The 14,067-nt window shown below is 25.5% G+C and carries 10 protein-coding genes; 1 reads left to right on the forward strand and 9 read right to left on the reverse strand.

What is annotated here, in order from left to right; all coding sequences use genetic code 11:
• Positions 1-15: 15 nt before the first annotated feature.
• The 3 genes from mutL to NWE74_RS04810 form a co-directional block, all read right to left on the reverse strand.
• Positions 16-2,169 (reverse strand): DNA mismatch repair endonuclease MutL, encoded by a 2,154-nt coding sequence (gene mutL / locus NWE74_RS04800; RefSeq protein ID WP_258242094.1) that lies wholly within the window; start codon positions 2,167-2,169, stop codon positions 16-18.
• 119 nt (positions 2,170-2,288) lie between these two features.
• A complete protein-coding gene (gene mutS / locus NWE74_RS04805) occupies positions 2,289-5,186 on the reverse strand; it encodes a DNA mismatch repair protein MutS (protein ID WP_258242095.1) in 2,898 nt (965 codons plus the stop codon).
• A gap of 373 nt (positions 5,187-5,559) precedes the next feature.
• Positions 5,560-6,393, reverse strand: a complete 834-nt coding sequence (locus NWE74_RS04810) for an AIM24 family protein (RefSeq protein ID WP_258242096.1) — start codon at positions 6,391-6,393, stop codon at positions 5,560-5,562.
• A gap of 260 nt (positions 6,394-6,653) precedes the next feature.
• Here NWE74_RS04810 and NWE74_RS04815 point away from each other — a divergent pair, with 260 nt between their 5' ends.
• Positions 6,654-7,583: a hypothetical protein gene (locus tag NWE74_RS04815; protein ID WP_258242097.1), complete on the forward strand. Its 930-nt coding sequence runs from the start codon at positions 6,654-6,656 to the stop codon at positions 7,581-7,583.
• A gap of 56 nt (positions 7,584-7,639) precedes the next feature.
• Here the strand turns inward: NWE74_RS04815 and NWE74_RS04820 are convergent, their stop codons facing one another.
• From NWE74_RS04820 to NWE74_RS04845, 6 genes are all read right to left on the reverse strand, one after another.
• Complete coding sequence (locus tag NWE74_RS04820) at positions 7,640-7,900, reverse strand: YkgJ family cysteine cluster protein (RefSeq protein ID WP_258242098.1); 261 nt, start codon at positions 7,898-7,900, stop codon at positions 7,640-7,642.
• 81 nt (positions 7,901-7,981) lie between these two features.
• Positions 7,982-8,767: a histidinol-phosphatase HisJ gene (gene hisJ, locus NWE74_RS04825; RefSeq protein ID WP_258242099.1), complete on the reverse strand. Its 786-nt coding sequence runs from the start codon at positions 8,765-8,767 to the stop codon at positions 7,982-7,984.
• 36 nt (positions 8,768-8,803) lie between these two features.
• Entirely contained in the window at positions 8,804-9,619 is an 816-nt protein-coding gene (locus NWE74_RS04830; protein ID WP_258242100.1) for an ABC transporter permease, read from the reverse strand.
• Entirely contained in the window at positions 9,619-10,506 is an 888-nt protein-coding gene (locus tag NWE74_RS04835; protein WP_258242101.1) for an ABC transporter ATP-binding protein, read from the reverse strand. The genes NWE74_RS04830 and NWE74_RS04835 overlap by 1 nt, the downstream gene beginning before the upstream one ends.
• Before the next feature lie 255 nt (positions 10,507-10,761).
• Entirely contained in the window at positions 10,762-11,880 is a 1,119-nt protein-coding gene (locus NWE74_RS04840; RefSeq protein WP_258242102.1) for a 4-hydroxybutyrate dehydrogenase, read from the reverse strand.
• Positions 11,881-12,026: 146 nt separating this feature from the next.
• A complete protein-coding gene (locus NWE74_RS04845; RefSeq protein ID WP_258242103.1) occupies positions 12,027-14,039 on the reverse strand; it encodes an ATP-dependent DNA helicase in 2,013 nt (670 codons plus the stop codon).
• Positions 14,040-14,067 lie beyond the last annotated feature (28 nt).

Here is a 14,067-nt window from a genome sequence, read left to right on the forward strand (position 1 = left end):
AGTCATCTTCCCATTCTACATAATTCTTTTAAACATTTTTTCTATTTCAGTTTTAGAAATTTCTACTATAACAGGTCTTCCATGAGGACATGTAAAAGGATTTGTACATTCTTCCATTTGCTTAAATAAACTATTTATCTCTAGATTATTTATTTTATCATTAGCCTTAATCGCTGATCTACATGCCATAGATGCAAATCGTTCTCCTTTTAACTCATAGTTATTTGTTATTTCCTCTATATTATCTATTATTTGTAGTATAAATTTCTCACTTTCAGGAACTCCAAATACAGTTGGTACACATCTTATCATTATATGATTATTACCAAAGATTTCAATTTCAAAACCAAATTTCATAAATAAATCTAAGTTTTTTTCTACATGTAGCATATCCACTGTTGATAACTCTAGTACTATTGGATCAAGTAACATTTGCATGTTTATTTCGTTTTTATAAAACTTCTCCATATATCTTTCATACAATACTCTTTCGTGAGCAGCATGTTGATCTAATAAATACATTGAACTCCCTTTAGATAAAATTATATAAGTATCAAATATTGTTCCAATTACATTATAACCAGATAATGTAAACTTATTATTTTCTGTATTTTCATCTTTAAAAAACTGTTCCTGAGTGTCTTCTTCTATGTCTATATTAATATTATTTTCACTGTGGTTTTCATTTTTATATTGATTTAAATTTAAAGGTACATCTTTATCCATTAAATAACCACTATCTAGATCTTTAACTATACTTTTTTCTATTCTTTTTTGTAGTTCTCTACTTCTATCAATTCTATCTAAATATTCCTCATAAATATTTTTTGAATATATACTTTCATCCATATTAGTATAGTCTTTAAGTTTTTCTTCACTTTCTTTAGCTATTTCTTCTTTCTCATGTTCTATTATATACTCTTCTAGCGTATTTATTTTTTTATCAGACTTATCACTAGTTAATAAATCATTGACAGATATAAATGAGTCTATTGAATTAGTATCAACATCAATAACATCTACGTCTTTAGTATGATCTAAATCCGCTTTATAAGGTATATATTCAAAACCATTTTTTACTTTTACTTCGCTTTTATTTTCTATTGAATCTTTTTTAGATTCTTCTAGTTTTATGTTCTCTTTAATAGGCTTATCAAATGTTTGATATTTTCCTATTAAATTAGTATTTAATAATGCTCTTTTTAAAAAATCTCTAAGTTCTATATAAAGTTCTTTTTCATTTTCAAATTTTATTTCTAACTTAGTTGGATGTATATTAACATCAATACTTGATGGATCTATTTCTATACTTAAAAAGCATACTGCATGTTTATTAATAGGTATTATAGCTTTATATGCTTCTGATAAAGCATCTAGTATTACCTTACTTTTAACAAATCTTTTATTTATATAAACATGTTGTAAATTTTTATTAGCTCTATATACGTTATTATTGCCTATATATCCTTTCACATTAAAATATTTACATTCATGTTCTACTTTTATTAAATTCTCACATACATCTTTTCCATAAATACTTCTAATAACACTTGTAAGCTTATTATCTCCTGGAGTATTTAGCATTGGTTTATTATTGTTTATATATTTAAATTGAATATTAGGATTTCCTATAGCTAATTTATTTATTAAATCACTTATATTTATAGTCTCAGCATGTGTTGATTTTAAGAATTTTTGTCTAACAGGTGTATTGTAAAACATATCTTTTATTAGTATATTAGTCCCATTTGTGGCACCTATTGGTTCTTTGAAAATTACTTTTCCGCCTTCTACTATAACTTTAGTTCCTATTGGTTCATCTTTCGTTTTAGTAATCATCTCTAATTTGCTGATAGCTGATATAGATGCCAATGCTTCTCCTCTAAATCCTAAAGAATATAGGTCATATAAATCATCTATTTTATTTATTTTACTTGTAGCATGTCTTAAAAATGACTTGTCAACTTCACTAGATGGTATACCACATCCATTATCTGTTATTCTAATAAGCTTTTTACCACCATCTACAATTTCAATAATAATTTTAGTACTACCTGCATCGACACAGTTTTCAACTAATTCTTTAACTACAGAGGAAGGTCTTTCAACAACCTCCCCAGCAGCTATTTTATTTATAGTCAAATCATCTAGGATATTAATTCTATGCATAAAAAACCTCCCTCCTTATAAATTACTTCTCCACCAATTTAAATTTTTTGTAAATCTAGCTTTTTAAACAACTGATTTAGTTTAGTTCACGAGAAGTTATAACGTTGTAAATATTAATGTTAATGAGTTTTTGCTTTCTTTTGTAACATGTAAAGTGCATTCATAGCATCAAGCGGTGTCATATTTAATATATCTAAATTAGCTATATCATCTGCTAAACTATCATTTTCTATAGTTTCAAAAGATATTTGAGTTATAGCTGATTCCTTTACTACTTGAGCACTATTTATATTTTCTTTTAATTTTAAATTTTCGTCACTTAATAATTTATTATTTACTTTTATTTCTTTATAGTTTTTATTTAATGATTCATATTGATATTTTAAATCATTATATTCTTCAACTATTTCTTTACATTTAGAAGATTCCTTTTTTATATTTTCTAATTGATTTTCTAAGCTAATCTTATCTTTTCTTATTTTATCAAGTTCTCTCTCTAATTCTTTTGCTTTATTATCTATATCCACATCCACAAAGTTTATTTGTGATATATGATCCTGACTTTTAATTTCTTGGTTTATAGATACACTTTCATAAACATGATTTTTTTCTAAATCATTTAATATTTCTCTTGACCTACTTATAACTTCATCTGGTAGTTTTGCTAGTTTTGCAACATATATACCGTAACTCTTATCCGCACCTTGTGGAATTATTTTTCTTAAGAAAATTATATTATCACTATCTTCTTTAACGGCTATTGAATAATTTTTAACATCATCAAATTCATTTTCTAAATCTGTAAGTTCATGATAGTGAGTAGCAAATAAAGTTTTACACTTTATTTTTCCTTGTATATATTCAACTATAGACCAAGCTAAGCTTATTCCATCATAGGTACTCGTTCCTCTACCTATTTCATCAAGTATAACTAAACTCTTGTCTGTAGCATTTTTTAATATATGACTTACTTCACTCATCTCGACCATAAATGTAGATTGACCTTGACTTAAATCATCACTTGCTCCAACTCTAGTAAATATTCTATCCAGTATCGGAATATCTGCATAATCTGCGGGTACGAATGAACCAATATGCGCCATTAATGCTATAATTGCAGTTTGTCTCATATAAGTAGATTTACCTGCCATATTCGGTCCTGTTATTATATTTATTATATTTTCTCCAGAATTTAAGTAAGTATCATTTGGAACAAAGTTTTCTTCTCCTACTAAACTTTCAACAACTGGATGTCGACCATTTTGTATGTCTAATTTATTACCTTCATTTATATTAGGTTTTACATAATTATTCATATATGCAACTGTTGCTAAAGATACACATACGTCAATATTTGCTATAATTTTTGCAGTTTTTTGTATTCTATCTATATTTTCATATATAGTATTTCTTATATTTACAAATATCTCATATTCTAAACTTTTTATTTTTTCTTCTGCATTAAGTATTTTATCTTCTATCTCTTTAAGTTCTGGAGTTATATATCTTTCTGCATTACTTAAAGTTTGCTTTCTTATATAACTTTCATCAATTTTAGCAGTTGATAAATTTGCTTTTGTTATTTCTATATAATACCCAAATACTTTGTTAAATCCTATTTTTAAAGATTTAACTCCTGTTTTTTCTCTTTCTCTATTTTCAATTTCCTTAATTAAAAATGCTCCATTTTTAGATATATCTCTAAGTTCTCTTAATTCATCATTAAATTCAGACTTTATTATATTACCTTCTTTTATAGCTATACCTGGTTCCTCTTTTATAGCTTCTTCTATTAAGCTATAAATATCATCCAGATTGTCCATTTCTTCTATATACATTTTAAGGATATTAGCACTTGACGAATTTATAGTTTCTTTAAGATTTGGAAGCTTTTCTATAGAGTTTTTTAAATGAATCATTTCTTTAGGTGTTACTTTTTCAAAAGCTATTTTTCCACAGATTCTTTCTATATCATATACGCTTTTTAAAGTTTCTAATAAATCTTCTCTAAGCATAAAATCGTCTTTTATTTCTTCTATAACATTAAGTCTTCTTTCTATTTTGTCTTTATTAACTAATGGCTCTTCTACGTATTTTCTAAGAAGTCTTCCACCCATAGCTGTCGACGTCTTATCTAAAACATGTAGTAATGAACCTTTTTTCTTATTTCCTCTAATAGTTTGAGTAAGTTCTAGGTTAACTCTAGTAAACATATCTAGTACCATATATTCACTACTATTATATATATTTATTTGATTAATATTTGAGGTTACTTGTTTTTGAGTATTATATATATAATTTAAAAGAATTGATAGACTATTTTTTATAAATCCATTTTCATCAAATTTTAGTTTATCTAAGTAATTGTCTGGGAAATATTCATTTAAAATATTTATATCAAGATAATTTTCACTAAAATTTTCATTTATATAAATATTACTTAATGTTGCTATATTATTAAGCTTTTCTATATAGTTTAAATCATTAAGAATTATTTCTGTTGGATGAACCTTTGCAATTTCTTCTATTAATTTATCTTCTTTTAAGTACGTTGCATTTACTTCACCTGTACTTATATCTACATAAGTTAATCCTATATTTTCATTTTCTTTATATAAACTCATTAAGTAGTTATTCTTTTTATTTTCAAGTAAACTTCCTTCAAGTACTGTTCCTGGAGTTACTACTCTTATTACATCTCTTTTTACTAATCCTTTAGTAGTTGACGGGTCTTCCATCTGCTCTCCTATTGCAACTTTGTATCCACTTTCAACCAATTTAGATATATATGCATTTGCTGAATGAAAAGGTACACCACACATAGGAGCACGTTCATCTAGACCGCAAGATTTGCCTGTTAATGCTATTTCAAGTGTTTTTGATGCCACTATTGCATCTTCAAAAAACATTTCATAAAAGTCACCTAGCCTGAAAAATAATATACAGTCTGGATATCTGTCTTTTACTTCAAAGTATTGTTTCATCATTGGAGTTAATTTATTTCTATCTATACTCATTAGTGGATTCCTCCCTTGTTTCTTACTAATTTAAGTTTAAGTTTAAAATTTAAATAAACTTTAAGTGATTCATTTTTGAATTTTACTTTAGTCTAGTTAATTATTATATCATAATTGAAAATTATTATTAAGTTTATATACAAAATTAAACTATAAAAAATTAACTTAACTTAATACATTACTTAATTGCTACTCTTTACATACCCAATGTATGATTGGCAAACTCATATCTCATTGCTCATATAATTGATTAATATTTTATAGTTTCTTAGCATTAAAATAGGAGCTGCATGTACAACCCCTATAAAAAGATTACAAAGTCAATGGTGCCATTAAAATCAACACTTTTTAATTAACTCCTCTACGCTAACTTTTATCCCCTTTGACGAGATGAATGATTATTCATAGAATTATTTTGAGTTGGAAGACCATAATTCATTCTTTCGTACATTGGCTGAGTAGGAGCTATCCATACTTTTCCTTGACCACTAAATGTATTCAATAATCCTTCTCCATTTATAGCTGAACCAAATAGGCTCTTATCTGATTTAGTTACACTAAATTCTACACCTTTAGTTCTTGCTATTGCAAAATTTCCATCAACTTTTAATTCTTCACCCTGTTTTATATCAATTTCTACTAACTCTTCTTTAGGAACATTACATTCTAAAACAATTATACCACTTCCATAAAGTTCTATTTGAAATATCCCTTCTCCACCTAATAAAGTTGCTGAGATATTTTTTTGCATACTCCCTTTTATATTTATATCATCTGAGCAGCAATAAAACATACCTTTGTCTACTATTATGCTATCATTATCTAGTTCCATCATTATATAATGTTTGTATGAAGGTTCTAAAAGTATTTCTCCACTTCCACTATACGAAGGCTTTATAGTACTTTCATTTGTTATAGTCCCAGATACTGCTTTTTTAAATAGTCCACCTACTCCACCAACATTAGCTTTTGACTTTATACTACCTTTATAATAATATAGTGCACCCGCCTCTGTTTTTACTGTAGCATTATTTAATTTAATTCTTACCTGCTTCATTTTAAGTCCAGCTTGGTTAGCAAAAAACAATCCCATTGCTGTATCAATACTTTGCGCTCCTTGTAAGTCGTTGTATGCAACAACTTCAAACTCTACACCATCATAAGACGCTTTATCAATAACTGTTATATTATTCTCTAGTTTATTCATATATTCTCCTTTTCCTATCGTGTATATAGTAAGATTGTATCATATACTTTTAAATATTTATTTAGATAAAAATATTTATTTTCTATATTAGTACATAGTAGGTATAGTAATCATATAATGCTAATAAAACATCTTAAGGTGGCAATCATGAAAAAAAAGTTTTTATTGGAATTTCTTCCATCATATCTATGTTGATAATAGTTAATGTGTATGTATACATCAACCATCAAAAAGTATCTGAATATATTGAAGAAAGTAATTTGCTCAGAAAAAAAATATTGATATTAGATGAATTTAGAGGTGATGTAGTTAAGGCTTCTCAGTTTCAAAAACTTTATATTTTAACAAAAAAAGAACCATATAAAAATGATTTTGATAAAACTTTAAATAATGTGTATAAACAAATTGATGAATTTAGTTCTAATGGATATATTAGTGAAACAGAAAAATCTCAACTTAAATATACTATGGAGGAGTTTCAAGACTTAAGCTCTGCTTTTCTAAAATATGAATCAAATTATGTAATATCTGAGGACTTAGAAAAACAAATTTTAAAATACAATGAATCTCAATTAAAATTATTGCATGAAGTTACACTTGATTTAGCATCTCAAGACGAAAATCTAGACAGTAAAAATTCTAAAATTGGTTTATCTTCTGATTTACAAACAAAGCTTATTCGAGCAGTAAGTTCCGCTATAACTGTTTTAGTTTCAGGATTTGCATATTATTTCAAAGTAAAGCTAAAAAAAGATGATATAGATATTGAAGATGTCATTAATTATTTAACAAAATCAGATGATAAAAAAAAAGTTCAATTACCTCAAGAACAAAGTAGTCTAACAAATCAACAATCACCTCCTAATCCTAAAGAGTTAGAAGAATTAAAAAATACAATAACTCAAAATGAAATTTTATTATGTAATGCAAATTTACTTTATAAACAAAGTGTAAAATTTCAAAATCAATGTATAAAAAGTGAGCAAATCTTAAATGAAATAGATGTTTATGTAAAGAAACTAAAAGTTAAATTAAATGATATTCAAGACTATCCTACAAGCGCTCAAAAAATTATATTAGATGACATAGAAAAGCAATTAATCGAATTTAAAATTCTCTTTAGATCTCTTCCTCACTATAATGAATTTATAGTTGATATATCTAGTACTATGATTAATAAAGATAAATAATTTTTTAGAAAAATATAAAACCCTTAGATAAACTTTTATCTAAGGGTAATTTCTTTTTAATTTCTAGGACTAGTTGCTTCTTCTAATTCGCTTAAATATTTTAAAGCTTCTTCTTGATTTGATCCACACATTTCTTTACAAGGTTTTAATTCTCCACACACCTTTGGTCGTTTAGGATCTTTAAATATTTTGCACATATTATTTTCATCTAACTGTATACATCTAACACCAGCAGGTTTTCCATTTTCCATTTTAGGTATGTTAGATGTTATAGATGGTGCTATACAGCAAGCTCCACAATTTGGTCTACATTCCATAAGCTAAATCGCTCCTTAAGTTGATTTTAATATTTTTATATAGTACCATATATATAATTTTATATCTATATATTATATTATTTAAATGTTTTTATACTGTTTTCCTATTATTGTACTAGAATCATGTGAGTCTGATCCTAATACAGTAGGTATTTTGTATTGTTTTACTAATTCTAAAAGGTATCCATGTATGTATGGTTCTTTGCAATACTGTTTTCTTATCCCTGATATATTAAAATCTAATTCATAGTCTTTTTCTTTAACTAATTTAATAACCTCTTCTAATGTTTTATTTCCTGTATAATCATATGAAAAAATCTGATTATACTTTCTTACCAGATTTAAATGTCCTAATCTTTTAGGTTTATGTTCACCTAAATTGCTATTTACAGCAAGTTTTAAAGTTTCATAATATTTATTATAAACATTCTCTAATGAGCCTAACTTTTTAATTATTTTCTCAAAATCATCTATACTAGAATCAATGCAATAATATTCATCTTCTATTTTTAACATATGACAAGATAAAATAGAGTCTTCTATGTATTTACTATATTTATCTAATTTAGACTTTATTTCTTCTTCATAGCCTTCTATAAAATCTACCTCTACTCCAACATTTATTTTTATTTTATCTTTGTATTTATCTTTAATTCTTTTTACATCATTAAAGTAATTCATTAACAAACTTTCATCCATAGCACTATCTTTTTTAGGCGATGGATCTTCAAATTTTTTAGGAAGTGGTAAGTGTTCTGTAAATGTAATTTCCGTTAATCCCTTATCTATAGCATTTTTTACATATTCTTCGAAATCATCCTTGCTACCATGAGGGCAGTAAGGTGAATGTATATGACCGTCTTTCATATTTTTTCCTCCTTTTATATATTCATATCTTTATTTTTATATATTCATATCTTTATTTTTATATATTGCATAACTACTAATTACGCAAATAACTATTATACATAAACTAATTATAATATATTTAATCTCAAATCCATTTTTCATAATATTGCTTGGTACAAAGTAATCAAAAGGTGAAATATACTTTAGCCATTCAAAACTTTCCTTTAACTTACCTATTATTCCCATAAAGTATGAAACGAAAAATATTCCAATAGATATAGGAATCGCACCCTTATCAGATTTTATAATTGACGATATTAATAATCCTAATGACATAAATACAAATCCAAGAAGTGTAATTCCTATAAATACAGATTTAATTTTAATAATTAAATCCATAACTGTAACATCCTCAGGTTTTACAATATAACAAGTTCCCATTGCAAGTATACCTATAATCATAATATACATAAAGAATATTGAAACTATTGATAATAATTTTGATGTAACTATTTTTGTTCTAGTTATTGGTTTTGAATATAAAAATTCAATAGTTCCTTGACTTTCTTCTCTTATAAGAGAATTCACTCCCAGTATTGAACCATATATAGCACTTGCCATTGCTATATATTGAATTGCATATCCTAAATAATCAAATATATTTGTAAAATCAACAGCTGCATCAATATTAAACGCCTTAAGTAAATCAACTGACATCCCCTGCATCTTTGAATTAACAATTTCTTTCATTCCCATATCTTCCATACTTGGAAATAATGCCATAAACAATACTATTAAAAATCCACAAATTAAAGACCATACTATACCTGACTTTAATAATCTTTTAAACTCAAATCTAAATATATTCATTACTCTATCTCCTTATTTTTGTAATAGTCTAAAAAAGTATCTTCAAGATTTTCTTTTTCTATTAATAGTTCATCAATTTTAAACTTACTTATTTCTTTTATAAGAGTATCTATATCTTTTGAGTATGTAAATGTATATGAATTTTCTTTATCGCTTAATAATTTACTACTTAAATCTAAGACTATTTCTTTAGGTATATCGCTACTAGTTAATGTTACCTTTAAGCTAAGTTTAGAAGTTTCTTTTTCAATTTCTATTATATCTATAATTTTCCCCTCTTTTATAACACATGCCCTGTCACACAAATTTTGGACTTCTGTTAAATTATGCGAAGATAAAAATACAGTATTGCCTTTTTCTTTCTCTTTTAATAAAATATTAAAAAGTTTATTCTGCATTAAAGGGTCTAGACCATTAGTAGGTTCATCTAATATTAATAATTTAGGACTATGAATTAATGCTTGAGCTATCGATACTTTCTTTTTATTTCCAAGACTTAGCTCTCCCATTTTTTTATTCATATCTAATTCTAATTCATTGCAAATTTTGTTAACATACTCCTGATCTATTTTAGGATAAAAGCTTTTTGAATATTTTATAATATCTTTAACCTTTACATCATCGTAATATCTTACTTCGCTTGCAACATACCCTATATGTTCTTTTATTTTTGAACTATCTTTAACAATGTCCATTCCTAGTATTTTGCTACTTCCGCTAGTTGGATATATAAAATTTAATAGTGTCTTTATAGTTGTTGATTTACCAGCTCCATTAGGTCCAATGAATCCAAATATTTCACCTTCTTTAACTGAAATATTTACGTCTTGTATTCCTCTATTTTTACCATAATTTTTTGTTAATTTTTTAGTTTCTATTATATTCATAGAATTTTCCCCTTTATTTGTAATTGTACTTTTTCATATATATATAATATTATTACTTATAGTAAGTATACATAAATTTTTAGAATATATCATTAACTTAATACTATTTATTCACTAAAGAATTTGTTTCGTTTAATATACAATTACAGTACTTATCCATATACTATCAAGCATCATAATTCCCTTAATAATAAAAAAGGAGAATACCTATAATTTAAGATATCTCCTTATTTATATTTGATTTTCTAATAATTATTAATATAGATTTGTATATATTTGTATCATTTCCTCTTCTGTTATTTCTACATAATTGTTTGCTAATAGTCTTTGTTGAGTACTAATTACACTATTTGCAAATTCACTTATATCTTCTTTTTTCATTCCAAGCTCTCTTAAAGGCTTTTTATTCAATAAATTATTTAGTAAAACTTCTATTTCAAAATAAATATCTTTTTCATTATCTATTTCTAAAATATTAGCTAATAGCTTATTTACTTCTTTTATTTTGCCATTTGGATTTTTTATATTATACACTTTAAATACTTCTGTAAACATATGATAATTAGCTTCTCCATGAGGAACATGGTAAACTCCACCTAACGGATAAGACATTGCATGTACAGCTCCAACTCCTGTATTTCCAAATGCTATTCCTGCATAGTTACTAGCTATTGAAAATTCTTTTAATAAACTTTTTCTATATTCAATTCCATTTTTTATTATTTCTTTATAACCTTTTATTATAATTTCAATGGCTTTGATGGCAAATAATTCACTAAATTCATTTGATTTTGGAGAAACAAAAGATTCTATTGCATGTATTAATGCATCCACTGAACTTGACATAAATACTTTAAATGGTAGGTTTTTCATTAATTCTGGTATAAGAACTGCATAGTCAGGTGTTAATTCATCTGATGCTAATCCTAACTTAGTATTTTTCGATTTAATCTCTGCTATAGATATATTTGTAACTTCACTTCCTGTTCCACAAGTTGTAGGTATAACTATAAGCTCTTTTTCTTTTATAAGTTCTACTTTTCTTTCAAATAAATCTAAACAATCTTTTGTGTCTTTAAATATAAGTAATTTTGATATATCAATTACAGTTCCCCCACCAATAGCTATTACTCTTTTATAATTTATGTATTGTATATCTTTTATTATTTCATTTATCATTTCATCACTAGGTTCTCCATTTCCATATTTATTTTGAAGAACAATATTACATTCTAAATTTAAATCTTTTATAAATTCATTATATATAGAACTTCTAGTTAACAATAAGTCATCTTTTCCAATTTTAAATTCATATACAAATTCTTTAAAGCTATCAAATGCATGAATTTCTGTTAATAATTTAAGTTGTTTCATATAAATATCTCCTTTTTACTTTATGTATTTTATAGATTAAAACAAAAGTTGATACTCATATTATAACATTTCATATCTTTATATTGTATACAAAATAAAGACAGTAAGAATATAAAACAATATTCTTACTGTCTTTATTTAATCTTTTATAGTCTACATTTTTTATTCCAAAAACTTCTTACCATTTCAATATCATTACTTCTGTTTTTTATTGGAAGAGAATCAAATACAATATCTTTGTACTTACTATTTGATGAGTCTCCTATTCTAGAATCAAGAATTGCTACAATCCCCATGTCATCATGTTTTCTTATTAATCTACCTACACCTTGTCTGAGTTTCACTATCATATAAGGAACACTAACTTCCATTAAAAAATCATCGCAAGTGTTTCTTTTATACTCAATTATTGGGTCTGGTACTGGAAACGGAAGCCTAAACACTATAAGATTTGAAAGAGCTTTTCCTGGTATATCAATACCTTCCCAAAAAGTTCCTGTTGCTAACAATACAGAGTCTTCATCTTTTTTAAACTCTTCTAATATCTCATCTTGTGATGATGACATACGTTGTACAAGTAATTTATATTTTAAATTTTGTTTGCTTAATATATTATATACTTCTTTTAAATCATTTTTTGAAGTAAATAATATTAAGGCTTTACCTTTTGTTATTTCTAATAATTTTATTATCTCTTGAGCTCCCTTTTTTATAAAATCACTTCTTTCATAAGTAGGATGAGGCATATTTTCTAAATAATAAATCATTGAGTTTTCATTATAGTTAAATGGTGAATACTTTTGAGGAGATAAAAATCCTTCTTTTGTATCAAACCCTGTATTTTTTATAAAATACTCATATTTTTCTTCTTCATTTCCTTTATTTTTATCCGCTATAGTTGCTGATGTTAATATAGTTGTTTTCGTTTTGTCAAAATAAAGTCTGCTTATTTCTTTATCTATGTCTTTAGGGCAAGAAAAAATTTCTATTCCTTTATTTTTTTCCATCCAGAATAAATTATTTGATTTATCATCTATTAAGTTCTCTAAAAAAACTGTTAAATTTTCTAATTCCTCAACAATATCCTCACTTAAGTTACTGTCACTATAAAATTGTACTTTTTCATGGATATCTTTAATATTTTTATCAATGTTAATAATTAATTCTTTATGATTTTTTGTATTTATGAAAAATCTTTCAATTTCATTAGTTTTAAAGTTTTTATCTTCATTTATCTGACTTTGTATTTGATTATTTAACTCTACAAACCATTTGTCTAAAAAATCATATACTTTTTTTATAGTTAAAGATAAATTATTTTTTATACTATTTTTCTTTATACTGTTTCTAGAATCTTTTAATAAGTTTTTTATACTATTTTTAGTGTAGCTCTCTACTAAAGAACTTCTTACTTTATCTTCTAAATTATGAGCTTCATCTATAACTATTAAGTCTATATTGTCACTTAAAAGTCCTTTTTGGCCTTTTTTTAATTTTTGAAAATGAACTGTTAATAAATCTTGATTGCAAAGAATAACCCCTTTAGTTTCTAGCATATCATTTCTAAGCCTCATAAATCTGCAAGTTTTAAAATACTCACATTTACTATGATCAGTTGCTTTTATAGATACATTTTCCCAAATATCATCATTTATATCTAAGTTTATAAATCGTCTATCTACTGTTCCATTTTCTATGTACTTATAAAGTGTTTCTTCGTCTTCATTTACGTCATCTTTATCTTTATAATATTCATCTGCTCTTTTTCTGCAGGCGAAATGAGTCATACCTTTAGCTAATATTATTTCTGGTCTATGCTTTATATATGAACAAATTTTTTTTACATCCTTTATTAACTGCTCTTGAAGTGCTATTGTTGAAGTTGCTATTAAAACAGGTTTGTTGAATAACATATTATAATACATTAATGGCACTATATATGCATAAGATTTTCCTATACCAACTCCCGCTTCTACTATAGTATGCTTTTTTTCTTTTATAGAATAACAAATATCAAGTGCCATATCTTCTTGACCTTCTCTTTGTTCAAATCCTAATCTAGGTATCTCATCCATAAAAAAACTCCAAACTAGCTTTTCTAATTCTTCATATTTATCAACCTTCTCTTTTTTGCTTTTGTTATCTGAAAACCAAAACATATTTTTCTCCTTAAATATTTATTTTTAA

The sequence above is a fragment of the Romboutsia lituseburensis genome (assembly GCF_024723825.1).
Taxonomy (GTDB): domain Bacteria; phylum Bacillota; class Clostridia; order Peptostreptococcales; family Peptostreptococcaceae; genus Romboutsia_F; species Romboutsia_F lituseburensis_A.

Coding starts and splice junctions, on each gene's coding strand:
- NWE74_RS04845 (WP_258242103.1), bottom strand. CDS start 14,039: ATGTTTTGGTTTTCAGATAACAAAAGCAAAAAAGAGAAGGTTGATAAA.
- NWE74_RS04830 (WP_258242100.1), bottom strand. CDS start 9,619: ATGAATATATTTAGATTTGAGTTTAAAAGATTATTAAAGTCAGGTATA.
- mutS (WP_258242095.1), bottom strand. CDS start 5,186: ATGAGTATAGATAGAAATAAATTAACTCCAATGATGAAACAATACTTT.
- NWE74_RS04820 (WP_258242098.1), bottom strand. CDS start 7,900: ATGGAATGTAGACCAAATTGTGGAGCTTGCTGTATAGCACCATCTATA.
- hisJ (WP_258242099.1), bottom strand. CDS start 8,767: ATGAAAGACGGTCATATACATTCACCTTACTGCCCTCATGGTAGCAAG.
- NWE74_RS04810 (WP_258242096.1), bottom strand. CDS start 6,393: ATGAATAAACTAGAGAATAATATAACAGTTATTGATAAAGCGTCTTAT.
- NWE74_RS04840 (WP_258242102.1), bottom strand. CDS start 11,880: ATGAAACAACTTAAATTATTAACAGAAATTCATGCATTTGATAGCTTT.
- mutL (WP_258242094.1), bottom strand. CDS start 2,169: ATGCATAGAATTAATATCCTAGATGATTTGACTATAAATAAAATAGCT.
- NWE74_RS04835 (WP_258242101.1), bottom strand. CDS start 10,506: ATGAATATAATAGAAACTAAAAAATTAACAAAAAATTATGGTAAAAAT.